The 22,081-nt window shown below is 61.2% G+C and carries 21 protein-coding genes and 1 pseudogene; 17 read left to right on the forward strand and 5 right to left on the reverse strand.

The window, feature by feature from the left end:
* Nucleotides 1–246 precede the first annotated feature (246 nt).
* On the forward strand, nucleotides 247–1,833 hold the full coding sequence (locus tag AC3IP0_RS27715; protein ID WP_489317684.1) for an ABC transporter substrate-binding protein: 1,587 nt from the start codon (nucleotides 247–249) through the stop codon (nucleotides 1,831–1,833).
* 133 nt (nucleotides 1,834–1,966) lie between these two features.
* Here the strand turns inward: AC3IP0_RS27715 and radC are convergent, their stop codons facing one another.
* Nucleotides 1,967–2,641 carry a RadC family protein gene (gene radC / locus AC3IP0_RS27720; RefSeq protein ID WP_489317685.1) on the reverse strand — a complete coding sequence of 225 codons (675 nt, stop codon included), beginning with the start codon at nucleotides 2,639–2,641 and terminating at the stop codon, nucleotides 1,967–1,969.
* 135 nt (nucleotides 2,642–2,776) lie between these two features.
* Here radC and coaBC point away from each other — a divergent pair, with 135 nt between their 5' ends.
* From coaBC to argB, 4 genes and pseudogenes are all read left to right on the forward strand, one after another.
* Entirely contained in the window at nucleotides 2,777–3,985 is a 1,209-nt protein-coding gene (gene coaBC / locus AC3IP0_RS27725; RefSeq protein WP_489326344.1) for a bifunctional phosphopantothenoylcysteine decarboxylase/phosphopantothenate--cysteine ligase CoaBC, read from the forward strand.
* A gap of 5 nt (nucleotides 3,986–3,990) precedes the next feature.
* Nucleotides 3,991–4,446: a dUTP diphosphatase gene (dut, locus tag AC3IP0_RS27730; protein WP_007975171.1), complete on the forward strand. Its 456-nt coding sequence runs from the start codon at nucleotides 3,991–3,993 to the stop codon at nucleotides 4,444–4,446.
* 257 nt (nucleotides 4,447–4,703) lie between these two features.
* Nucleotides 4,704–6,080 (forward strand): annotated as a pseudogene (locus AC3IP0_RS27735) (phosphomannomutase/phosphoglucomutase); the annotation flags it as partial.
* A gap of 17 nt (nucleotides 6,081–6,097) precedes the next feature.
* Nucleotides 6,098–7,003, forward strand: coding sequence for an acetylglutamate kinase (gene argB / locus AC3IP0_RS27740; RefSeq protein ID WP_008047078.1), 906 nt, complete (start codon nucleotides 6,098–6,100; stop codon nucleotides 7,001–7,003).
* 184 nt (nucleotides 7,004–7,187) lie between these two features.
* Here the strand turns inward: argB and pyrE are convergent, their stop codons facing one another.
* The gene (gene pyrE, locus AC3IP0_RS27745) at nucleotides 7,188–7,832 is read right to left on the reverse strand and encodes an orotate phosphoribosyltransferase (RefSeq protein WP_008047079.1); all 645 of its coding nucleotides are present in this window, start codon (nucleotides 7,830–7,832) and stop codon (nucleotides 7,188–7,190) included.
* 82 nt (nucleotides 7,833–7,914) lie between these two features.
* On the opposite strand from pyrE, the gene crc reads away from it, so the two are divergent.
* Complete coding sequence (gene crc, locus AC3IP0_RS27750) at nucleotides 7,915–8,694, forward strand: catabolite repression control protein Crc (RefSeq protein WP_053163881.1); 780 nt, start codon at nucleotides 7,915–7,917, stop codon at nucleotides 8,692–8,694.
* A 90-nt stretch (nucleotides 8,695–8,784) separates the two neighbouring features.
* Here crc and AC3IP0_RS27755 read toward each other — a convergent pair whose 3' ends face one another.
* Together AC3IP0_RS27755 and rph are read right to left on the reverse strand one after the other, a co-directional pair.
* Nucleotides 8,785–9,153, reverse strand: coding sequence for a DUF4870 domain-containing protein (locus tag AC3IP0_RS27755; RefSeq protein WP_489326345.1), 369 nt, complete (start codon nucleotides 9,151–9,153; stop codon nucleotides 8,785–8,787).
* A 28-nt stretch (nucleotides 9,154–9,181) separates the two neighbouring features.
* Entirely contained in the window at nucleotides 9,182–9,904 is a 723-nt protein-coding gene (gene rph / locus AC3IP0_RS27760) for a ribonuclease PH (RefSeq protein WP_007989575.1), read from the reverse strand.
* Between the two features lie 268 nt (nucleotides 9,905–10,172).
* Between rph and AC3IP0_RS27765 the strand changes: the two genes are divergently transcribed.
* The 6 genes from AC3IP0_RS27765 to AC3IP0_RS27790 all read left to right on the forward strand — a co-directional run bounded on the left by AC3IP0_RS27765 (nucleotide 10,173) and on the right by AC3IP0_RS27790 (nucleotide 15,478).
* Nucleotides 10,173–11,036 (forward strand): YicC/YloC family endoribonuclease, encoded by an 864-nt coding sequence (locus AC3IP0_RS27765; protein ID WP_489326347.1) that lies wholly within the window; start codon nucleotides 10,173–10,175, stop codon nucleotides 11,034–11,036.
* A 13-nt stretch (nucleotides 11,037–11,049) separates the two neighbouring features.
* Nucleotides 11,050–11,670, forward strand: a complete 621-nt coding sequence (gene gmk / locus AC3IP0_RS27770) for a guanylate kinase (protein ID WP_489326349.1) — start codon at nucleotides 11,050–11,052, stop codon at nucleotides 11,668–11,670.
* A 167-nt stretch (nucleotides 11,671–11,837) separates the two neighbouring features.
* Nucleotides 11,838–12,101 carry a DNA-directed RNA polymerase subunit omega gene (gene rpoZ / locus AC3IP0_RS27775; protein WP_007921129.1) on the forward strand — a complete coding sequence of 88 codons (264 nt, stop codon included), beginning with the start codon at nucleotides 11,838–11,840 and terminating at the stop codon, nucleotides 12,099–12,101.
* Nucleotides 12,102–12,158: 57 nt separating this feature from the next.
* Nucleotides 12,159–14,264, forward strand: a complete 2,106-nt coding sequence (gene spoT / locus AC3IP0_RS27780) for a bifunctional GTP diphosphokinase/guanosine-3',5'-bis pyrophosphate 3'-pyrophosphohydrolase (RefSeq protein ID WP_008047084.1) — start codon at nucleotides 12,159–12,161, stop codon at nucleotides 14,262–14,264.
* A 24-nt stretch (nucleotides 14,265–14,288) separates the two neighbouring features.
* Nucleotides 14,289–14,669 (forward strand): RidA family protein, encoded by a 381-nt coding sequence (locus AC3IP0_RS27785; protein ID WP_003229509.1) that lies wholly within the window; start codon nucleotides 14,289–14,291, stop codon nucleotides 14,667–14,669.
* Nucleotides 14,670–14,737: 68 nt separating this feature from the next.
* Complete coding sequence (locus AC3IP0_RS27790) at nucleotides 14,738–15,478, forward strand: hypothetical protein (RefSeq protein ID WP_489317688.1); 741 nt, start codon at nucleotides 14,738–14,740, stop codon at nucleotides 15,476–15,478.
* 88 nt (nucleotides 15,479–15,566) lie between these two features.
* Here the strand turns inward: AC3IP0_RS27790 and AC3IP0_RS27795 are convergent, their stop codons facing one another.
* Nucleotides 15,567–16,424 carry an SDR family oxidoreductase gene (locus tag AC3IP0_RS27795; RefSeq protein WP_489326350.1) on the reverse strand — a complete coding sequence of 286 codons (858 nt, stop codon included), beginning with the start codon at nucleotides 16,422–16,424 and terminating at the stop codon, nucleotides 15,567–15,569.
* A 187-nt stretch (nucleotides 16,425–16,611) separates the two neighbouring features.
* Here AC3IP0_RS27795 and exbB point away from each other — a divergent pair, with 187 nt between their 5' ends.
* From exbB to recG, 5 genes are all read left to right on the forward strand, one after another.
* The gene (gene exbB / locus AC3IP0_RS27800) at nucleotides 16,612–17,583 is read left to right on the forward strand and encodes a tonB-system energizer ExbB (protein WP_489317690.1); all 972 of its coding nucleotides are present in this window, start codon (nucleotides 16,612–16,614) and stop codon (nucleotides 17,581–17,583) included.
* Between the two features lie 6 nt (nucleotides 17,584–17,589).
* Nucleotides 17,590–18,018, forward strand: coding sequence for a TonB system transport protein ExbD (gene exbD, locus AC3IP0_RS27805; RefSeq protein WP_007975187.1), 429 nt, complete (start codon nucleotides 17,590–17,592; stop codon nucleotides 18,016–18,018).
* Nucleotides 18,015–18,764, forward strand: a complete 750-nt coding sequence (locus AC3IP0_RS27810; RefSeq protein ID WP_489317691.1) for an energy transducer TonB family protein — start codon at nucleotides 18,015–18,017, stop codon at nucleotides 18,762–18,764. The genes exbD and AC3IP0_RS27810 overlap by 4 nt, the downstream gene beginning before the upstream one ends.
* A 285-nt stretch (nucleotides 18,765–19,049) precedes the next feature.
* Nucleotides 19,050–19,979 carry a hydrogen peroxide-inducible genes activator gene (locus AC3IP0_RS27815; protein WP_253558150.1) on the forward strand — a complete coding sequence of 310 codons (930 nt, stop codon included), beginning with the start codon at nucleotides 19,050–19,052 and terminating at the stop codon, nucleotides 19,977–19,979.
* 9 nt (nucleotides 19,980–19,988) lie between these two features.
* Complete coding sequence (gene recG, locus AC3IP0_RS27820) at nucleotides 19,989–22,064, forward strand: ATP-dependent DNA helicase RecG (protein ID WP_489317692.1); 2,076 nt, start codon at nucleotides 19,989–19,991, stop codon at nucleotides 22,062–22,064.
* Nucleotides 22,065–22,081 lie beyond the last annotated feature (17 nt).

Here is a 22,081-nt window from a genome sequence, read left to right on the forward strand (position 1 = left end):
CAAAAACCCCATTTTCCGGGCTCCGAGCGCCTTGGACAAAGGCTATCATCGATGGCGACCGCTCGTCGCAGAGAATCGGCCAACCGGCCAAATCAGGATTTTGCTCGCCCGCCTGACAGCAAATTCAGGCGCTATAGTCCCCTCAAAATGAAAAAGGGGATAGTCATTTGCAAAAGAGCCCACTAGGGTAAGCCTTTTCCAGACTGCACTTGCAGATGGGCCTTCGATCTGTAAAGGAAGCCGACCATGCGCCTCGCTGCCCTACCGCTATTGCTCGCCCCGCTTCTGCTGAGCCCACAGGCCTTTGCCGCCGCCCTGAGCGTCTGCACCGAGGCCAGCCCTGAAGGCTTCGACGTGGTGCAGTACAACTCGCTGACCACCACCAACGCCTCGGCCGATGTGTTGATGAATCGCCTGGTGGACTTTGATACGGCCAGTGGCAAAGTGGTCGCCAGCCTCGCCGACAGCTGGGAAGTCAGCCCCGACGGCCTGACCTACGTCTTCAAGTTGCACCCGCAGGTGAAGTTCCATCGCACCGAGTATTTCACCCCAACGCGCGACCTGAGCGCCGAAGACGTGATTTTCAGCTTCGACCGCATGCTCGACCCGGCCAATGCGTGGCACAAAGTCGCCCAGAGCGGCTTCCCCCATGCGCAATCGATGCAGTTGCCTGCACTGATCAAGAAGATCGACGCCCTCGATCCGCAGACCGTGCGTTTCACCCTCGACCATCCGGATTCGACCTTCCTGGCGACCCTGAGCATGGGCTTCGCCTCGATCTACTCGGCCGAATACGCCGACAAACTGATGAAGGCCGGCACACCCGAGAAGCTCAACAGCCAGCCGGTCGGCACAGGGCCGTTCGTTTTCACCCGTTTCCAGAAGGACGCCTCGGTTCGCTACAAGGCCAACCCCGAATACTTCGGTGGCAAACCCTCTGTAGATCCGCTGATCTTCGCTATCACCCCGGACGCCAACGTGCGCCTGCAGAAATTGCGCCGTAACGAATGCCAGATCGCCCTGTCGCCCAAGCCACTGGACGTACAGGAAGCGCTGAAAGAGCCGACGCTGAAAGTCGAAAAGACTGACGCGTTCATGACCGCGTTCGTCGGCATCAACAGCCAGCATCCGCCACTGGACAAGCCTGAAGTCCGCCAGGCCATCAACCTTGCCTTCGACAAGGCCAACTATGTCAAAGCCGTGTTCGAAGACACCGCCGAGGCGGCCAACGGTCCGTATCCGCCCAACACCTGGGGCTACGCGAAAGGCCTGCCGGGCTACCCTCACGACATCGCGAAGGCCAAAGCCTTGATGGCCAAGGCTGGACTCAAGGACGGCTTCCAGACCACCATCTGGACCCGCCCTTCCGGCAGCCTGCTTAACCCCAATCCAAGCCTTGGCGCTCAACTGCTTCAGTCTGACCTCGCGGAAATCGGCATTCAGGCCGAAATCCGGGTGATCGAATGGGGCGAACTGATCCGCCGCGCCAAGGCCGGTGAACACGACTTGCTGTTCATGGGCTGGGCCGGTGACAACGGTGACCCGGACAACTTCCTCACGCCGCAGTTTTCCTGCGCCGCGGTCAAGTCTGGCACCAACTTCGCCCGCTACTGCAATCAGGATCTGGACAAGTTGATCAGCGCTGGCAAGACCACCGGCGAGCAAGGTGTGCGCAGCAAGCTCTACGAACAGGCCCAGGCGCAGATCCAGCAGCAGGCGCTGTGGCTACCACTGGCTCACCCGACTGCGTTCGCGCTGACGCGCAAGGATGTCGAGGGGTATTCGGTCAGCCCGTTCGGGCGGCAGGACTATTCCAAGGTCAACATCAAATAACCCGCCACACACAAAACCCTGTGGGAGCGGGCTTGCTCGCGAAGAGGGAGTGTCAGTCGCCATCAATGCCGACTGATACACTGCTTTCGCGAGCAAGCCCGCTCCCACATGGGTTTCGCTAACTTCACAGCCCCTACATCCACCCATACTCAGCCATCGACAACGGATCGCCGTCACCAATGATGAAATGGTCGAGTATCCGCACGTCAATCAACTCCAGCGCCTTTTGCAGGCGCTTGGTCAGCACCCGGTCGGACTGACTGGGGTCGGTGTTGCCCGAAGGATGGTTGTGGCAGAGGATCAATGCCGCTGCGTTGTTGGCCAAGGCGCGCTTGACCACCTCTCGCGGATGAACGCTGGTGTTGTCGATGGAGCCGCGGAACAGTATCTCGAACGCCAGTACCTGATGCCTGGAATCAAGAAACAGGCAACCAAACACCTCGTGTGGCTCGTGGCGCAGCATCGACTTCAGGTACTCGCGAACCGCATGCGGATTCTCCAGTGCCGATTTTTGGCGCGCACGTTCGGCCAGATGACGCCTGCTCATTTCTTGCGCAGCCTGCAATTGTGCAAATTTTGCCGGACCAAGCCCCAGCTGCTTGCTGAACGTTTCCTGATCGGCCTCAAGCAGCAAACGCAGGCTGCCAAACTGATTCAACAGGTGTCGCGCCAGATCTACCGCACTTTTACCCACCACGCCCGTGCGTAAAAAGATCGCCAGCAGTTCGGCATCCGAAAGGCTTCCCGCGCCCTGTTCAAGCAACCTCTCCCGCGGCCGTTCCGTCGCCGGCCAATCGCGAATACTCATAGCAACTCCCTGTCTGTGGGCACCGCTGTTCCGTAGCGGTCGCTGTGATATCGTAGCCCATCTTTTTTGCGGGCGAATTCACCCTGGGGAGGGGGTTTCGCCACGTATGTCACCAACGAATTGAAAGGCAGGCCTATGCAGCGGCTGTATCGGAAACGCATTGTTCTGGGCGTCGGCGGCGGTATCGCTGCCTACAAGAGCGCCGACCTGGTTCGCCGCCTGATCGATCAGGGCGCCGAAGTGCGCGTGGTCATGACCCGTGGCGGCGCAGAGTTCATCACCCCGCTGACCATGCAGGCCCTGTCCGGGCACCCGGTCCACCTGGACCTGCTGGACCCGGCGGCCGAAGCGGCCATGGGCCACATCGAACTGGCCAAATGGGCCGACCTGGTGCTGATCGCCCCCGCCACGGCGGACCTGATCGCCCGCCTGGCCCAAGGCATCGCCGATGATCTGCTGACCACGCTGGTGCTAGCCACCGACGCGGTGGTCGCCGTTGCTCCGGCAATGAACCAGGCGATGTGGCGCGATCCGGCGACCCAGGCCAACCTGCAAACCCTCGAAAGCCGCGACATCAAGGTCTTCGGCCCGGCCTCCGGCAGCCAGGCCTGCGGCGATGTCGGCCTGGGGCGCATGCTCGAAGCCATTGAACTGGCCCAGTGCGCCGCTGACTGCTTCCAGCGTCAGGCACTGACCGGCAAACACGTGCTGATCACGGCCGGCCCGACCCAGGAAAACATCGACCCGGTGCGCTACATCACCAACCACAGCTCCGGGAAAATGGGCTTTGCCTTGGCCGAAGCCGCGGTGGAGGCCGGTGCCCGCGTGACCCTGATCACCGGTCCCGTGCACCTGCAGACCCCGGATCGTGTCACCCGCATCGACGTGGTCAGCGCCCGCGACATGCTCGCTGCCTGCGAAGCGGCGATCCCTTGTGACCTGTTCATCGCATCGGCAGCAGTCGCGGACTACCGCCCGGAAGTCGTTGCCCCACAGAAACTCAAGAAAGATCCTACGAACGGCGACGGCTTGTTGCTACAGATGGTGCGCAACCCGGACATCCTGGCCACCATCGCCACCCGCCCCGACCGCCCGTTCAGTGTCGGTTTCGCCGCCGAGACCGAACACCTGCTCGATTACGCTGCACGCAAGTTGAAAGACAAGAACCTCGATTTGATCGTCGCCAACGACGTCGCCAATCCGAGCATTGGCTTCAACAGCGAAGAAAACGCCTGCAGCGTCATCGACCGTGAACTTCACGCCACACTCTTCGCCCAGACCAGCAAGAGCAAGATTGCTCGCCAGCTGATCACTTTTATCGCCGAACGTCTGAACCAGGTTTAATTTACATGCACGCTTTGCAAGCCAAGATCCTCGACCCCCGCATCGGTACCGAATTCCCGCTGCCGCAATACGCCACACCGGGCTCCGCCGGCCTCGACCTGCGCGCCATGCTGGAACAGGACACCGTGATCAAACCGGGTGAAACCGTACTGATCCCCACCGGCCTGTCGGTCTACATCGGCGACCCGAACCTGGCGGCGCTGATTCTGCCGCGCTCGGGGATGGGCCATAAGCACGGCATCGTGCTGGGCAACCTGGTGGGGCTGATCGACTCCGACTACCAGGGCCCATTGATGGTTTCCTGCTGGAACCGTGGCCAGACCGAATTCACCATGCCGGTCGGCGAGCGCCTGGCGCAACTGGTGCTGGTGCCGGTGGTGCAGGCTCACTTCGAGATGGTTGAAGAGTTTGTTGAAACCGAGCGCGGCACTGGCGGTTTCGGCCATACCGGTACCCGTTGATTCGATAGAGATCCATTGTGGCGAGGGAGCTCGCCACAAAATTCAAATTGTCATCTGCAAGGTTTAGCTCCGAAAATCAAGGCATTGCCCGGTAAATCCCCCGCCGCCAGGGGCGTCATGGCCCTTTCATACCACGAACTCTCTGTGGAAAACGCCGTCATACCCTTCAGTTTGAACCTGTCGCCAAATGAATCGGCGGCCTGTCCAGTCACTTTCGAGATGGAGCATTTCCACAGATGAACACCCCGGCCAAAGTCGCACCCAAGTTCCCTGACAGCATCTTCCGCGCCTACGACATCCGCGGCACCGTCCCGGAATTCCTGAACGCTGAAACCGCTTACTGGATCGGCCGCGCCGTCGGCTCCCAAAGCCTGGCCCAGGGCGAGCCAAACGTGTCCGTCGGTCGCGATGGCCGTCTGTCCGGCCCGGAACTGGTCGCGCAACTGATCAAAGGCATCGCCGACAGCGGCTGCCACGTCAGTGATGTCGGCCTGGTCCCGACTCCGGCGCTCTACTACGCCGCCAACGTACTGGCCGGCAAATCCGGCGTGATGCTCACCGGCAGCCACAACCCGTCGAACTACAACGGCTTCAAGATCGTCATTGCCGGCGACACCCTGGCCAACGAACAGATCCAGGCCCTGCACGACCGCCTCAAGACCAGCAACCTGAGCAGCGGCCAGGGCAGCATCACCCAGGTCGAGATCCTCGACCGCTACACCACCGAAATCGTCCAGGACATCAAGCTGGCCCGTCGCCTGAAAGTGGTCGTCGACTGCGGCAACGGCGCGGCCGGCGTAATCGCACCGCAACTGATCGAAGCACTGAACTGCGAAGTCATCCCGCTGTTCTGCGAAGTGGATGGCAACTTCCCGAACCACCACCCGGACCCGGGCAAGCCTGAAAACCTCGTGGACCTGATCGCCAAGGTCAAGGAAACCAACGCTGACATCGGCCTGGCCTTCGACGGCGATGGCGACCGCGTCGGCGTGGTGACCAACACCGGCAGCATCGTCTACCCGGACCGCCTGCTGATGCTGTTCGCCCGCGACGTCGTGGCGCGCAACCCGGGCGCCGAGATCATCTTCGACGTCAAATGCACCCGCCGCCTGTTTGCGCTGATCAAGGAATACGGCGGCCGGTCGTTAATGTGGAAGACCGGTCACTCGTTGATCAAAAAGAAAATGAAACAATCCGGCGCCCTGCTGGCTGGCGAAATGAGCGGGCACATCTTCTTCAAGGAGCGCTGGTTCGGTTTCGACGACGGCATCTACAGCGCCGCACGCTTGCTGGAGATCCTCAGCAAGGAAAAATCCTCGGCCGAAGAGCTGTTCGCGACCTTCCCGAACGATATTTCTACGCCGGAAATCAATATCCATGTGACCGAAGAGAGCAAATTCAGCATCATTGATGCATTGCACGATGCGCAGTGGGGCGAAGGCGCTGACCTGACCACCATTGACGGCGTGCGAGTCGACTATGCCAAAGGCTGGGGCCTGGTACGCGCATCCAACACCACACCGGTGCTGGTGCTGCGTTTCGAGGCCGATGACGAGGCTGAACTGCAACGCATCAAGGATGTGTTCCGCATCCAGCTCAAGCGCGTTGCACCTGATCTCCAACTACCGTTCTGATTCACCCGGAGCCCTGAATGACCCTCGAACGCGAAGCCGCCGCCAACACCGCCAAGGTCCTGTCCGAAGCGTTGCCTTATATCCGCCGTTATGTCGGCAAGACACTGGTGATCAAATACGGCGGCAACGCGATGGAAAGCGAGGAGCTGAAAACCGGCTTCGCCCGCGACATCGTGCTGATGAAGGCCGTGGGCATCAACCCGGTGGTGGTTCACGGTGGCGGCCCGCAAATCGGTGACCTGCTCAAGCGCCTGTCGATCGAGAGCCATTTCGTCGACGGCATGCGCGTCACCGACGCCGCGACCATGGACGTGGTGGAAATGGTCCTCGGCGGCCAGGTCAACAAGGACATCGTCAACTTGATCAACCGTCATGGCGGCAGCGCCATCGGCCTGACCGGTAAAGACGCCGAGCTGATTCGTGCGAAGAAGCTCACCGTTACCCGTCAGACGCCGGAAATGACCACTCCGGAAATTATCGACATCGGCCACGTGGGCGAAGTAGTCGGCATCAATACCGACCTGCTGAACCTGCTGGTCAAGGGCGATTTCATTCCGGTGATCGCGCCCATCGGCGTCGGTGCCAACGGCGAGTCGTACAACATCAACGCTGACCTGGTGGCCGGTAAAGTCGCCGAAGCGTTGAAAGCCGAGAAGCTGATGCTGCTGACCAACATCGCCGGCCTGATGGACAAGTCGGGCACGGTCCTGACCGGCCTGACAACCCAGCAAGTCGACGACCTGATCGCCGACGGCACCATCTACGGCGGCATGCTGCCGAAGATCCGTTGCGCACTGGAAGCGGTCCAGGGCGGTGTGGGCAGCTCGCTGATCATCGACGGTCGCGTGCCGAACGCGATCCTGCTGGAAATCTTCACCGATACCGGCGTTGGCACCTTGATCAGCAATCGCAAGCGTCCTTAAGCGATAGCGCATACAAAAAAGACCCCGCTCGGCCTGGCTGAGCGGGGTCTTTTTTTGCCTGCGATCCCTGCGGGATTTTGTACATCCCAGTAGGAGCTGCCGAAGGCTGCGATCTTTTGACTTTGGCTATTTTAAAACAAGATCAAAGGATCGCAGCCTTCGGCAGCTCCTACAGGTCGCCGTGTCAGACGCCGAACTGGGCGCGGTACGCTTCCACGGCTGGCAAGTGCTGCTTGAGCTGCGGGTCATCCGCCAGGAATTCCAGCACCTGGTTCAGCGAAACGATGCTGATGACCGGGATGCCAAAGTCACGCTCGACTTCCTGGATCGCCGACAACTCGCCATTGCCACGCTCCTGACGGTTCAGGGCGATCAGCACGCCAGCGGCCTTGGCGCCGTCCTGGGAGGCGATGATCTGCATCACTTCACGGATCGCGGTGCCAGCGGTGATCACATCGTCGATGATCAGAACGTCGCCGGTCAGCGGTGCACCAACCAGGCTGCCGCCTTCGCCGTGGGCCTTGGCTTCCTTGCGGTTGAAGCACCATGGCAGGTCACGGTTGTGATGCTCGGCCAGGGCCACCGCGGTGGTCGCCGCCAAAGGGATGCCCTTGTAGGCCGGGCCAAACAGCACGTCGAACGCAATGCCGCTCTCGGCAATGGCAGCGGCATAGAAGCGCCCCAGCTGCGCCAGGGCCGAACCTGAGTTGAACAGGCCTGCGTTGAAGAAGTAAGGACTGGTGCGCCCGGACTTCAGGGTGAACTCACCGAAGCGCAAAACGCCGCGATCGATGGCAAAACGAATGAAATCGCGCTGATACGCTTGCATGAAAAAAACCCCAGATACCACGGATTTAGCTAATTAGGTAGACGCCGTGTATCATACACGCACGCGATTTTTGGGGCCATTTATGCGGATCATCAGTGTGAACGTCAATGGTATTCAGGCTGCAGTCGAGCGAGGTTTGCTCAGTTGGCTGCAGGCACAGAATGCCGACGTCATCTGCCTGCAGGACACCCGTGCCTCCGCCTTTGAACTGGACGATCCAGCCTTCCAACTGGATGGATACTTCCTTTATGCCTGCGATGCCGAAGTTCCCGCCCAAGGTGGCGTGGCTTTGTATTCGCGGCTGCAACCGAAGGCTGTCATCAGCGGTCTCGGTTTCGAGACGGCCGACCGCTACGGGCGCTACCTGCAAGCAGATTTCGACAAAGTCAGTATTGCAACCTTGTTGCTTCCGTCCGGCATGAACGGCGATGAGGACTTGAACCAGAAGTTCAAGCTCATGGACGACTTCGCCAAATACCTGGACAAGCAGCGGCGCAAACGCCGCGAGTACATCTACTGTGGCTCACTGTACGTGGCGCAACAGAAGCTGGATATCAAGAACTGGCGCGACAGCCAGCAATCTCCGGGCTTTCTGGCACCTGAACGTGCCTGGATGGACGAGATTGTCGGCAACATGGGTTATGTCGACGCCCTGCGTGAAGTCAGCCGTGAAGGCGACCAGTACAGCTGGTGGCCGGACAACGAACAGGCGGAGATGCTCAACCTCGGTTGGCGCTTCGACTATCAGTTGCTGACCCCTGGCCTTCGCCGGTTCGTACGCAGCGCACGCCTGCCACGCCAGCCGCGGTTCTCGCAACACGCACCGCTGATTGTGGACTACGACTGGACGCTGACCATTTAAGCGTCGTTTCGCAGACACAAAAAAGCCGACAGCAATGTCGGCTTTTTTGTGGACGCAGATTCTTGCTCTTTGTGGGAGCGAGCCTGCTCGTTATTTGATCAACCGCCAGGTGAACGGATACCGATAAGGCTGCCCTTCATTGGCCTTCACCCCGGCAATGATTGTCAGCACCAGCGCACCGATCGCGACCAGGCCAAACAGGAAGAACCCGATAATCACCAGCATCAGCAGGAAGCAGACAGCCGAGGCGATCGCCACGGTTAACTGAAAGTTCAGCGCTTCCTTGCCTTGGGCATCAATGAACGGGTCCATCTCGCGCTTCATCTGCCAGAGAATCAGCGGGCCGATGATCGTGCCGAACGGAATCCAGATCCCCAGCAAGGCGGACAAGTGGCAAAACATGGCCCACTGACGCACCTCCTGGCTCGGCGTGGGCAGCGGCAGTTGCTCGTCACTCATGGTGTCCTCCTTGTCTGGAGCAGTCCGGTCAGTCGGCCAGTGCGGCCTTTTGCAGTTCGAAGATCTCGTTCATGCCTTTCTTGGCCAGTTCGAGCATGGCGTTCAGCTCTTCAGGCTGGAACGGCGCGCCTTCGGCGGTGCCCTGGACTTCGATGAAACCGCCAGCGCTGGTCATCACCACGTTCAGGTCAGTCTCGGCGGCCGAGTCTTCAAGGTAGTCGAGGTCGAGCACAGGCTCGCCCTTGTACATGCCCACGGAAACCGCAGCGATCATTTGCTTGACCGGGTCGCCGCCCTTCAGACCGCCACGCTTCTTGATGACTTTCAAGGCATCGATCAGCGCGACCATGGAACCGGTGATCGACGCAGTGCGGGTGCCACCGTCAGCCTGGATCACATCGCAGTCGACGTACAGGGTGACGTCACCCAGCTTGGACATGTCCAGCGCAGCGCGCAGGGAGCGACCGATCAGACGCTGGATTTCCAGGGTGCGGCCGCCTTGCTTGCCACGGCTGGCTTCACGCTGGTTACGCTCGCCGGTAGCGCGCGGCAGCATGCCGTACTCGGCGGTCAGCCAACCCTGGCCCTGGCCTTTCAGGAAACGCGGTACGCCCGGTTCAACGCTGACGGTGCAGATGACCTTGGTATCGCCGAACTCGACCAGCACAGAACCCTCGGCGTGTTTGGTGTAGTTGCGGGTGATGCGGATCGAGCGGAGCTGATCGGCAGCGCGACCACTTGGACGTATCATAGGGAGTACCTGTACTGGGGACGGAAAACTGCGGAGCATTATAGAGCCGACGGCCGCCACTGGGCACTTCTAAAAAATTCCGCCGACGACCGAGGGCTCTGCACCGCGCGTCGGTGCAGGCCTGCCGCTCTTTGTCACACTGTGTGTTTGGGCGCATCCGCGCCACTGCGCTACAATCCTGCGCCTTTGCTGCCAGTCGGCTTTAATTCATTGATATCGGATTCCCGGAACCTCGGTTCTGTGCCGATCTGCCTTGCGAGGTACCTCCATGGTGCACAGCATGACCGCCTTCGCCCGCGTCGAGAAAGCCGGCGCCCAGGGCACCCTGAGCTGGGAACTGCGGTCGGTCAACAGCCGCTACCTGGAACCCCACCTGCGCCTGCCGGAATCCTTCCGCGACCTCGAGGGCGCTGTTCGTGAAGCCCTGCGCCAGGGTGTATCGCGGGGCAAGCTCGAATGCACCCTGCGCTTCACCGAAGAAAACACCGGCAAAGCACTGCAAATCGATCAGGAGCGCGCCGCGCAACTGGTCGCCGCCGCCGAGACCATCGCCAGCCTGATCAAGAACCCGGCAGCGCTGAACCCGCTGGAAGTCCTGGCCTGGCCCGGCGTACTGGTAGGCGACGCCACCGACCCGCAAGCCTTGAACGCCGAAGCGCTGGCACTGTTCAATCAGGGCCTCAAGGAACTGAAGGCCGGCCGCGAGCGCGAAGGTGCGGAGCTGGCGCGGCTGATCAACGAGCGCCTGAGCGCCATCGAAGAAGACGTGGTGACCTTGCGCGAACTGGTTCCGCAAATGCTCGCCACCCAGCGCCAGAAAGTCCTCGACCGCTTCGCCGACATGAAGACCGAGATGGACCCGCAGCGCCTGGAGCAGGAAATGGTCATGCTCGCGCAAAAAAGCGACGTCGCCGAAGAACTGGATCGCCTGAGCACTCACATCATCGAAGTTCGCCGGGTGCTCAAATCCGGCGGTGCCGCCGGTCGGCGCCTGGACTTCCTGATGCAGGAACTCAACCGCGAAGCCAATACACTGGGCTCCAAAGCCTTCGACCCGCGCAGCACCCAGGCTGCGGTCAACCTCAAGGTGTTGATCGAGCAGATGCGCGAACAAGTGCAGAATATTGAGTAAGGCTACCCCCGACATGACACACAGCACCGGCACCCTGTACATCATTTCCGCCCCTTCGGGCGCGGGCAAGAGCAGCCTGGTCAAGGCCCTGACCGACGCAAATCCGGAGATCCGCGTCTCGGTCTCCCACACCACCCGTGCCATGCGCCCCGGTGAAGTGAATGGCGTGAACTATCACTTCGTCGACCGCGGCGAGTTCGTGAAGATGATCGAGCACGGGGATTTCCTCGAGCGCGCCGAAGTGTTCGGCAATCTCTACGGCACTTCGCAAAGCCACCTGCAGCAGACCCTGGACGAAGGCCACGACCTGATTCTGGAAATCGACTGGCAAGGTGCCGAGCAAGTGCGCAAGTTGATGCCTCAGGCCCGCTCGATCTTCATTCTGCCGCCGTCATTGCAGGCTTTGCACCAGCGCCTGACCAATCGCGGCCAGGACAGTGACGAAGTCATTGACGGCCGGATGCGCGAAGCCGTCAGCGAAATGAGCCACTACGTCGACTACGACTACCTGATCATCAACGACGATTTCGCCCACGCGCTGCACGACCTGAAGGCGATTTTCCGCGCCAATCAGCTGATCCAGAAGCGTCAGCAGCAGCGTCACGGCAAATTGCTGGCTGAATTGCTCGGTTAATCAGCTCTTCCCAAAACCGCTGCAAGGGCTTTACATTGGCACTTGTAGCGCGTTGAAGGGCTTGGTCAAAAAATCAGCGCTTCCCTAAACGCTGGTGATTTTTTAAACTGTTGAGTCCGCTCGCCCATCCGGGCAGCGCGCATATTGCATTTGCTACGAGGAAGACCATGGCCCGCGTAACCGTTGAAGACTGCCTAGAACACGTGGATAACCGCTTTGAGCTGGTCATGCTCTCTACCAAGCGTGCCCGTCAACTGGCCACCGGCGGCAAAGAGCCGAAAGTAGCATGGGAAAACGACAAGCCTACCGTCGTCGCCCTGCGTGAAATCGCTGAAGGCCTGATCGACTACGCAGCTATCGCCGAAGCCGAAATCGTTGAAGATGAACCGCTTTTTGCTGCATTCGAGGACGAGTCCAACGAGGCCGTCTAAGCCTATGCCTGGTCGACGTAGCACGGCGCGGGATAAAAGCTTACGGCAGGAGACATCATGCCGAGCATAGACGCCCTCGCCGATCGCTTATCGACCTACCTCGGCAAGGACCAGGTCAACCTGGTCCGCCGAGCGTATTTCTACGCCGAACAAGCCCACGACGGCCAACGCCGCCGTAGCGGCGAGGCGTACGTCACGCACCCACTCGCGGTTGCGAATATTCTTGCCGACATGCACATGGACCATCAGAGCCTGATGGCTGCGATGCTGCATGACGTGATCGAAGACACCGGTATTGCCAAGGAAGCGCTGCAAGCGCAGTTCGGCGAAACCGTGGCCGAACTGGTCGACGGGGTCAGCAAACTGACCCAGATGAACTTCGAGACCAAGGCCGAGGCACAAGCCGAAAACTTCCAGAAAATGGCCATGGCCATGGCCCGCGACATTCGCGTGATCCTGGTCAAGCTGGCCGACCGCCTGCACAACATGCGCACGCTGGAAGTGCTGTCCGGTGAAAAACGCCGGCGCATCGCCAAGGAAACCCTGGAAATCTATGCGCCCATCGCCAACCGGCTGGGCATGCACGCCATCCGCATAGAGTTCGAAGACCTCGGCTTCAAGGCCATGCACCCGATGCGTTCTGCGCGGATCTACCAGGCGGTCAAGCGCGCCCGGGGCAACCGCAAGGAAATCGTCAACAAGATCGAAGAATCCTTAAGCCACTGCCTGGCCATCGATGGCATCCAGGGCGAGGTCAGCGGTCGCCAGAAACACCTCTACGGCATCTACAAGAAAATGCGCGGCAAGCGTCGGGCCTTCAACGAGATCATGGACGTCTACGCGTTCCGGATCATCGTCGACAAGGTCGATACCTGCTACCGCGTGTTGGGTGCTGTACATAATTTGTACAAGCCATTGCCGGGGCGCTTCAAGGATTACATCGCGATCCCCAAGGCCAACGGCTATCAGTCGCTGCACACCACGCTGTTCGGCATGCACGGTGTTCCGATCGAGATCCAGATCCGCACCCGTGAAATGGAAGAGATGGCCAACAACGGCATCGCCGCCCATTGGCTGTACAAGTCCAGCGGCGACGAGCAGCCAAAAGGCACTCACGCCCGCGCCCGCCAGTGGGTCAAGGGCGTGCTGGAAATGCAGCAACGCGCCGGCAACTCGCTGGAATTCATCGAAAGCGTGAAGATCGACCTGTTCCCGGACGAGGTCTACGTGTTCACGCCCAAAGGCCGGATCATGGAGCTGCCCAAGGGCTCCACGGCGGTCGACTTCGCTTACGCGGTGCACACCGACGTCGGCAACAGCTGCATTGCCTGCCGAATCAACCGCCGTCTCGCACCGCTGTCCGAACCGCTGCAAAGCGGCTCCACGGTCGAGATCGTCAGCGCTCCCGGCGCGCGGCCGAATCCGGCCTGGCTCAACTTCGTGGTCACCGGCAAGGCGCGCACGCACATCCGCCATGCACTGAAACTGCAACGCCGCTCCGAATCCATCAGCCTCGGCGAGCGCTTGCTGAACAAGGTTCTCAACGGTTTCGACAGCTCGCTGGAGAAAATCCCGGCCGAGCGCGTCAAGGCCATGCTCGTCGAGTACCGCCTCGAACTGATCGAAGATTTGCTCGAAGACATCGGCCTGGGCAATCGCATGGCCTATGTGGTGGCCCGCCGGTTGCTGGGCGAAGGCGAACAGTTGCCTAGCCCTGAAGGCCCGCTGGCGATTCGCGGCACCGAAGGCTTGGTACTCAGCTACGCCAAGTGCTGCACGCCGATCCCGGGCGACCCGATTGTCGGCCACCTGTCCGCTGGCAAAGGCATGGTCGTGCACCTGGACAACTGCCGCAACATCAGCGAAATCCGTCACAACCCGGAAAAATGCATCCAGCTCTCATGGGCCAAGGACGTTACCGGCGAATTCAACGTCGAGCTGCGCGTCGAACTGGAACACCAACGCGGCCTGATCGCCCTGCTGGCCAGCAGCGTCAACGCCGCCGACGGCAACATCGAGAAAATCAGCATGGACGAACGCGATGGTCGCATCAGCGTGGTCCAGTTGGTGGTCAGCGTGCACGACCGCGTGCACCTGGCCCGCGTGATCAAGAAACTGCGCGCCTTGACCGGGGTGATTCGCATCACCCGCATGCGCGCCTAAGCCCCTAATTACAAGGAGTCCTACATGACCAAGACTGTTATCACCAGCGACAAGGCCCCGGCCGCCATCGGCACTTACTCCCAGGCGATCAAGGCTGGCAACACCGTTTACATGTCGGGTCAGATTCCCCTGGACCCAAAAACCATGGAACTGGTCGAAGGCTTCGAAGCCCAGACCGTCCAGGTGTTCGAGAACCTCAAGGCCGTGGCTGAAGCCGCTGGCGGTTCGTTCAAGGACATCGTCAAGCTGAACATCTTCCTCACCGACCTGAGCCACTTCGCCAAGGTCAACGAGATCATGGGCAAGTACTTCGACCAGCCCTACCCTGCCCGCGCCGCCATCGGCGTAGCAGCCCTGCCAAAGGGTTCGCAGGTTGAAATGGATGCCATCCTGGTCATCGAGTAATGCGTACGGCGCAGCCTCGGGCTGCGCCGACTGCTCTGCTGTAAAGAATGCTTGAAAGGATTCCACCCATGCGCAACGCGCTTGTTCTCTCGCTGCTCGCCCTGTTCCTGGGCGGATGTGCCAGCAACCCTGCCGACCGCGACATCAGCGGCACCTGGATCAACCAGGTGGCGATCGATGCTGCCGCCAAAGGCGTCCCCCTGCGTGAAGCGCTCCAGGCCTATGGCCCCAACCTGGAATGGGACATCAACACCAAGGCCAGTCAGGCCCGCTACACCAACGGTTTTGAAAATGTCGATGGCAAGCTGCTGGGTGAACAGTCCGGCGCCTGGAAAGTCGACTTTTATGGCAGCTCGGCCAGTGAGCTGAAGCGTGACGGCAAGCAACTGAGCCAGTCCGCCAGCGACAACGAGCCTGAGCAAGTCTTCGACCGCGTACAGATCCAGGTACCGGATGGCGCACCGATGGGCGCCAGTTTCGAACGTGCGCTGTATTCAGCCTACATGGGCGGCGGCTGGACAATCGTCAACGGTCCAGGCGAAGGCAACACGGTTCAATTCCAGCCCGACGGCCAGGTGACCGGCCTTCCCGGCAGCGATCGCTATGCGTTGTGCCTGGCCGGTGATTGCGCCTCCATGAGCGGTGGCAATGACAACATGTGGCTGCAACTCAATGGCCAGGGCAACGCCTGGATCTTTGCGCGCAAGGGCAAGGAGCTGGAGATTTTCCAGACCGTGAACACGGCGCAGGCGGACGAGATGCCCTCGTTCACCCCAGGTGAGCGCAAGTGGCTGCTGGAAAAGCAATAAATCCCTGAAAAGATCGCAGCCTTCGGCAGCTCCTACAAAGGTTATATGTACACCTGTAGGAGCTGCCGCAGGCTGCGATCTTTTGCTATCAGCAGCGCCCCTCAAGAATCGCCGCATACCCCTCGCGGAAACTCGGGTACTTCGGCGTCCAGCCCAACGCTTTTGCCCGTGCATTGCTGCAGCGTTTGCTGCCGGTGCGACGCACGCTGTCGTCATCGGCCCATTCGGTCACACCCAGATACTCACGCAACCAGCCCACCACATCGGCCAGCGCTGCAGGCGTGTCATCGACGCCGATGTAGACATCATCCAGCGCCACGCCACGCCGATCCGCCTCAAGCAGGCACGCCATCAACCCTGCGGCGTCGTCGGCATGAATCCGATTGGCATACAACGGCGGATCGGTTACCACGCGATACCCCCGACGAACCTGAGTCAGCAGCCACTCACGGCCCGGACCATAAATGCCGGTCAGACGCACGATGCTCGCCGGAATGCCGCTTTTGAGGGCAAGTTGCTCGGCTTCGAGCATCACACGCCCGGAATAGCCCGCCGCCACGGCTGGCGAGGCCTCGTCGACCCATTCGCCATTCTGCTGACCGTAAACACTGCTGCTGGACACGAACAACAGGCGATTGGGCATCTGCCCGTAGTCGCCCAGCCACTCCAGCACATGCTCCAGGCCCTGGACATACGCAGCGCGGTAACCGGCTTCGTCGTGATCGGTGGCCGCCGCGCAATACACCAGGTAATCCACAGCGCCGATTGGCCAAGTGTCCGGGCAGGCTTTGTTGAACAGGTCACCGGCCACGCCGATGACGCCCTTGGGCAGGCGTGAAACGTCGCGTCGCAGGCCATGAACCTCCCACCCCGCCGCCAGCAATTGTGTGGCCAAGCGGCTGCCGACATCACCGCAGCCGGCGATCAAAACAGTAGGCGCAGACATCAGAAAACTCCCATCGCAAAGCCACAGACTAGCGCCGGCAATAGACAGGCGGCTAGCAATGCAGGAAAAAAAGAGACGCTATTACTTTTGTTAACAAGAATTAATTGCAATAATGCCTCCCACTTTTGTTCTCGGCCTTCGAGGCCTGGAAGAACATCACCCGTTTTTTCTCTCAGGTCCGGCCAGCATGACACGCAATCAATTCTCCGCTTCGCCAACCAAACGACCTCGCGCCTGGAGCGCGGTGGCCGCCCTGCTCCTCAGCCTGATGCTCGCGCCAGTCGCCGCTTTCGCCGATGCACAGGCGCCAGCCACACCGGCCGCCACCGCACCTGCTCCGGCCGATCACGCCGCCCCGGCCGTTGCTCCGGTCGCGACCGATCCGGCCCAGGCCGCACCGGCAGAAACGCTGGGTGAAGACGTCCCTGAAGTCCTCGAAGCCGACAACACCCTGGGCATGGCCCACGACCTGTCGCCGTGGGGCATGTACAAGAATGCCGACATCATCGTGAAAATCGTGATGATCGGCCTGGCCATTGCCTCGATCATCACCTGGACCATCTGGATCGCCAAGGGTCTTGAGCTGATGGGCGCCAAGCGTCGTCTGCGCGGTGAAATCGCCCAACTGAAAAAATCCGCCTCCCTCAAGGAAGCCAGCGCCACCGCGGCGAAGGAAGGCACCCTGGCCAACCTGCTGGTACATGACGCCCTTGAAGAGATGCGCCTGTCGGTCAACAGCCGTGAGAAAGAAGGCATCAAGGAACGCGTCAGCTTCCGTCTTGAGCGCCTGGTCGCGGCCTGCGGTCGCAACATGAGCAGCGGTACCGGCGTGCTGGCCACCATTGGTTCCACCGCGCCATTCGTCGGCCTGTTCGGTACCGTGTGGGGCATCATGAACAGCTTCATCGGCATCGCCAAGACCCAGACCACCAACCTCGCCGTCGTCGCCCCCGGTATCGCCGAGGCCCTGCTGGCTACCGCGCTGGGCCTGGTTGCAGCGATCCCTGCGGTCGTGATCTACAACGTCTTTGCCCGCTCCATCGCCGGTTACAAGGCTCAGGTGTCCGACGCGTCGGCACAGGTCCTGCTGCTGGTCAGCCGCGACCTCGACCACCAGCCTGAGCGCAGCTCGCAACCGCACATGGTGAAAGTGGGGTAATCGGCCATGGGCCTGCATTTGAAAGAAGGGGCAGACGACGATCTGTCCGAAAACCACGAAATCAACGTTACGCCGTTCATCGACGTGATGTTGGTGCTGTTGATCATCTTCATGGTGGCGGCCCCGCTGGCCACCGTGGACATCAAGGTCGACCTGCCCGCCTCGACCGCCAAACCGGCGCCGCGGCCAGAGAAACCGGTGTTCCTCAGCGTCAAGGCTGACCAGCGCCTGTTCCTCGGTGAAGACGAAGTGAAGGCCGAAGCACTCGGCGCCACCCTCGACGCCAGGACCCAGGGCAAGAAAGACACGACAATCTTCTTCCAGGCCGACAAAGGCGTGGATTACGGCGACCTGATGAGCGTGATGGACAACCTGCGCTCTGCCGGTTACCTGAAGGTAGGTCTGGTCGGACTCGAGACGGCAGCCAAGAAATGATCACGACGCGCCATAAGTTGACGCGTTACAGCGGTAGCCTGGCTGTGGTGCTGGGTGTTCACGCGCTAGCCATTGCGCTGGCGCTGAACTGGTCCGCCCGTCCGCCCATCGAATTGCCCCCTCAGGCAATGATGGTCGAACTGGCACCGATTCCTGCTCCGCCACCGCCTGCTCCGCCGAAGGTCGTCACCCCGCCGCAGCCACCGGCTCCGGTTGAAGAACTGCCGATTCCCAAGCTCGCTGAAGCGCCGAAAGCTGAAATTGCCGTGCCCAAGCCCGTCAAGCCAAAGCCCAAGCCGCAGCCGCCCAAGCCGGTAGAGAAGAAACCCGAGCCGCCGAAGGAAAAACCGGCCGAAGAAAAACCGGCCGAAACCCAGCAGACTCAGACGCCGACGGAGAAATCCGCCCAGCCTGCGCCGGGCCCGTCGCCTGCTCAAATGGCGGCCAAGGCCAGCTGGCAAGGCACGCTGTTGGCACACCTGCAGAAGTACAAGAAGTACCCTGCAAGTGCCCAGGCGCGGGGCAAGGAAGGCATGAATCGTCTGCGTTTCGTCGTGGATGCCGAAGGCAATGTGTTGTCGTTTGAACTGGTAGGTGCCTCGGGCACTGCCGATCTGGACCGGGCCACCCTGGAAATGATCCGCCGCGCCCAACCGCTGCCCAAGCCACCGGCCGACATGCTGACCAACGGCTCCATCGAAATCGTTGCACCCTTTGTGTATTCGCTGGAAAAACGCCGACGCTGATAACACCGCCAATCCCTGTGGGAGCGAGCTTGCTCGCGATGACGGCCTCACATTCAACTTATTCGTTGACTGTTACTCCGCTATCGCGAGCAAGCTCGCTCCCACAGAGTTTTCCGCCAGCTGGAAGGTCGCGCGCCAAGCCAAAAAGGCACCGAAAGGTGCCTTTTGCATATCTGCCAGCGGCAATCCGGCATTGCCCGGTGTCACTCGACGTACTCAGTCTGATAACGTGCGTCTATCGATTGCAGCCGGTATGCTTGGCCCGCAACTACATGGACGCTTGCTATGACCCTCACAGAATTACGCTACATCGTTACCCTCGCCCAAGAGCAGCACTTCGGCCATGCGGCCGAGCGTTGCCACGTCAGCCAGCCGACCCTGTCGGTGGGTGTGAAAAAGCTTGAAGACGAACTCGGTGTGCTGATTTTCGAGCGCAGCAAAAGCGCCGTGCGCCTGACGCCGGTCGGCGAAGGCATCGTGGCCCAGGCCCAAAAGGTATTGGAACAGGCCCAAGGCATCCGCGAACTGGCCCAGGCCGGCAAGAACCAGCTGACAGCCCCACTCAAGGTCGGCGCGATCTACACCGTCGGGCCGTACCTGTTTCCGCACCTGATTCCACAACTGCACCGGGTCGCCCCGCAGATGCCGTTGTACATCGAAGAAAACTTCACCCACGTGCTGCGCGACAAACTGCGCAACGGCGAACTCGACGCGATCATCATCGCCCTGCCGTTCAATGAAGCCGACGTGCTGACCCTGCAGCTCTACGATGAGCCGTTCTACGTGCTGATGCCGGCGCAGCACCCGTGGACACAAAAGGAATCCATCGACGCCAGCCTGCTCAACGACAAGAGCCTGCTGCTGCTCGGCGAAGGCCACTGCTTCCGCGATCAGGTACTGGAAGCCTGCCCGACCCTGGCCAAAGGCAACGACGGCGCCAAGCACACCACGGTGGAATCCAGTTCCTTGGAAACCATTCGCCACATGGTCGCCTCGGGCCTGGGGATTTCGATCCTGCCGTTGTCGGCGGTCGACAGCCATCACTACGCCCCCGGCGTGATCGAAGTGCGTCCGTTGTCGGCACCCGTACCGTTCCGCACCGTGGCCATTGCCTGGCGCGCCAGCTTCCCGCGTCCGAAAGCGATTGAAATCCTCGCTGACTCCATTCGCCTGTGCTCGGTGGCCAAGCCAGCGGCGCAAGTCGCTGCGGGCTAAGCAACGGTCATGAGCGAGTTGTCGCAAGTGTCGGTGACGGCACTCAAAGGTGTCGGTGAAGCCATGGCCGAGAAACTGGCCAAGGTCGGCCTGGAAAACCTCCAGGACGTGCTGTTTCACCTGCCCCTGCGTTATCAGGATCGCACTCGCGTCGTGCCGATCGGTGCACTGCGGCCCGGGCAGGATGCGGTCATCGAAGGCACCGTCAGCGGCGCCGATGTGGTCATGGGCCGGCGGCGCAGCCTGGTGGTCCGGTTGCAGGATGGCACCGGGGGCTTGAGCCTGCGGTTCTACCATTTCAGCAACGCGCAGAAAGAAGGCCTCAAACGCGGCACGCGGATTCGCTGCTACGGCGAGGCGCGGCCCGGTGCTTCGGGGCTGGAGATCTACCACCCGGAATACCGCGCCATCACCGGCGACGAACCGCCGCCGGTGGATGAAACCCTGACCCCGGTCTACCCGCTCACCGAAGGCCTGACCCAACAGCGCTTGCGCCAGTTGTGCATGCAGACCCTCACCCTGCTCGGCCCCAGCAGCCTGCCCGACTGGCTGCCGAACGAACTGGCCCGCGACTACCAATTGGCGCCGCTGGCCGATGCGATCCGCTACCTGCACAACCCTCCCGCCGATGCCGACGTCGATGAACTGGCCCTCGGTCACCACTGGGCGCAGCACCGTCTGGCTTTCGAAGAACTGCTGACCCATCAGCTGTCGCAACAGCGCCTGCGCGAAAGCATGCGCTCCCTGCGTGCGCCCGCGATGCCCAAAGCCACCAAGCTGCCGGCCAAATACCTGGCCAACCTCGGCTTCAGCCCGACCGGTGCCCAGCAACGGGTAGGCAACGAAATCGCCTACGACCTCAGCCAGCATGAACCGATGCTGCGGCTGATCCAGGGTGACGTCGGCGCCGGCAAAACCGTGGTCGCCGCCCTCGCCGCGCTGCAAGCGTTGGAGGCCGGTTATCAGGTCGCGCTGATGGCGCCCACCGAGATTCTCGCCGAGCAGCACTTCATCACCTTCAAGCGCTGGCTCGAGCCGCTGGGCATTGAAGTCGCGTGGCTGGCCGGCAAGCTCAAGGGCAAGAACCGCGTAGCCGCTCTGGAGCAAATCGCCAGCGGCACGCCGATGGTGGTCGGCACCCACGCGCTGTTCCAGGACGAAGTGCAATTCAAGAACCTGGCGCTGGTGATCATCGACGAACAGCACCGTTTCGGCGTACAGCAGCGTCTGGCCTTGCGGCAGAAAGGCGTCGGCGGGCGCATGTGCCCGCATCAGCTGATCATGACCGCCACGCCGATTCCGCGCACGCTGGCCATGAGCGCTTACGCCGACCTCGACACCTCGATCCTCGACGAACTGCCCCCCGGTCGAACACCAGTCAACACCGTGCTGATCACCGACACCCGGCGGGTCGAAGTCATCGAACGGGTGCGCAGCGCTTGCTCCGAAGGGCGTCAGGCGTATTGGGTGTGCACACTGATCGAAGAGTCGGAAGAGCTGACCTGCCAGGCCGCCGAAACCACCTTCGAGGACCTCACCGCCGCCCTCGGCGAGCTGAAGGTCGGGCTGATCCATGGCCGCATGAAGCCTGCGGAAAAAGCCGCGGTGATGGCCGAGTTCAAGGCCGGCAACCTGCAATTGTTGGTCGCGACTACGGTGATCGAAGTGGGCGTGGACGTGCCCAACGCCAGCCTGATGATCATCGAGAACCCCGAGCGCCTGGGCCTGGCGCAATTGCACCAGTTGCGCGGCCGCGTCGGTCGGGGCAGCGCCGTCAGCCATTGCGTGCTGCTCTACCATCCGCCGCTGTCGCAGATCGGCCGCCAGCGCCTGGGCATCATGCGCGAAACCAACGATGGTTTCGTCATTGCCGAAAAGGATCTGGAACTGCGCGGCCCCGGCGAAATGCTCGGCACCCGGCAGACTGGCTTGCTGCAATTCAAGGTCGCCGACCTGATGCGCGATGCCGATTTGCTGCCCGCCGTGCGCGATGCCGCCCAGGCATTGCTCGAGCGCTGGCCGACCCACGTCAGCCCGCTGCTCGACCGATGGCTGCGTCATGGCCAACAATACGGCCAAGTGTGACAACCGTCACGGTTTCT

This window comes from Pseudomonas sp. GL_103 (assembly GCF_057835175.1).

Coding starts and splice junctions, on each gene's coding strand:
- AC3IP0_RS27795 (WP_489326350.1), bottom strand. CDS start 16,424: ATGTCTGCGCCTACTGTTTTGATCGCCGGCTGCGGTGATGTCGGCAGC.
- exbD (WP_007975187.1), top strand. CDS start 17,590: ATGGGCCTGCATTTGAAAGAAGGGGCAGACGACGATCTGTCCGAAAAC.
- crc (WP_053163881.1), top strand. CDS start 7,915: ATGCGGATCATCAGTGTGAACGTCAATGGTATTCAGGCTGCAGTCGAG.
- AC3IP0_RS27810 (WP_489317691.1), top strand. CDS start 18,015: ATGATCACGACGCGCCATAAGTTGACGCGTTACAGCGGTAGCCTGGCT.
- pyrE (WP_008047079.1), bottom strand. CDS start 7,832: ATGCAAGCGTATCAGCGCGATTTCATTCGTTTTGCCATCGATCGCGGC.
- argB (WP_008047078.1), top strand. CDS start 6,098: ATGACCCTCGAACGCGAAGCCGCCGCCAACACCGCCAAGGTCCTGTCC.
- recG (WP_489317692.1), top strand. CDS start 19,989: ATGAGCGAGTTGTCGCAAGTGTCGGTGACGGCACTCAAAGGTGTCGGT.
- AC3IP0_RS27815 (WP_253558150.1), top strand. CDS start 19,050: ATGACCCTCACAGAATTACGCTACATCGTTACCCTCGCCCAAGAGCAG.
- AC3IP0_RS27715 (WP_489317684.1), top strand. CDS start 247: ATGCGCCTCGCTGCCCTACCGCTATTGCTCGCCCCGCTTCTGCTGAGC.
- radC (WP_489317685.1), bottom strand. CDS start 2,641: ATGAGTATTCGCGATTGGCCGGCGACGGAACGGCCGCGGGAGAGGTTG.
- rpoZ (WP_007921129.1), top strand. CDS start 11,838: ATGGCCCGCGTAACCGTTGAAGACTGCCTAGAACACGTGGATAACCGC.
- gmk (WP_489326349.1), top strand. CDS start 11,050: ATGACACACAGCACCGGCACCCTGTACATCATTTCCGCCCCTTCGGGC.
- AC3IP0_RS27755 (WP_489326345.1), bottom strand. CDS start 9,153: ATGAGTGACGAGCAACTGCCGCTGCCCACGCCGAGCCAGGAGGTGCGT.
- coaBC (WP_489326344.1), top strand. CDS start 2,777: ATGCAGCGGCTGTATCGGAAACGCATTGTTCTGGGCGTCGGCGGCGGT.
- dut (WP_007975171.1), top strand. CDS start 3,991: ATGCACGCTTTGCAAGCCAAGATCCTCGACCCCCGCATCGGTACCGAA.
- spoT (WP_008047084.1), top strand. CDS start 12,159: ATGCCGAGCATAGACGCCCTCGCCGATCGCTTATCGACCTACCTCGGC.
- AC3IP0_RS27790 (WP_489317688.1), top strand. CDS start 14,738: ATGCGCAACGCGCTTGTTCTCTCGCTGCTCGCCCTGTTCCTGGGCGGA.
- rph (WP_007989575.1), bottom strand. CDS start 9,904: ATGATACGTCCAAGTGGTCGCGCTGCCGATCAGCTCCGCTCGATCCGC.
- AC3IP0_RS27765 (WP_489326347.1), top strand. CDS start 10,173: ATGGTGCACAGCATGACCGCCTTCGCCCGCGTCGAGAAAGCCGGCGCC.
- AC3IP0_RS27785 (WP_003229509.1), top strand. CDS start 14,289: ATGACCAAGACTGTTATCACCAGCGACAAGGCCCCGGCCGCCATCGGC.
- exbB (WP_489317690.1), top strand. CDS start 16,612: ATGACACGCAATCAATTCTCCGCTTCGCCAACCAAACGACCTCGCGCC.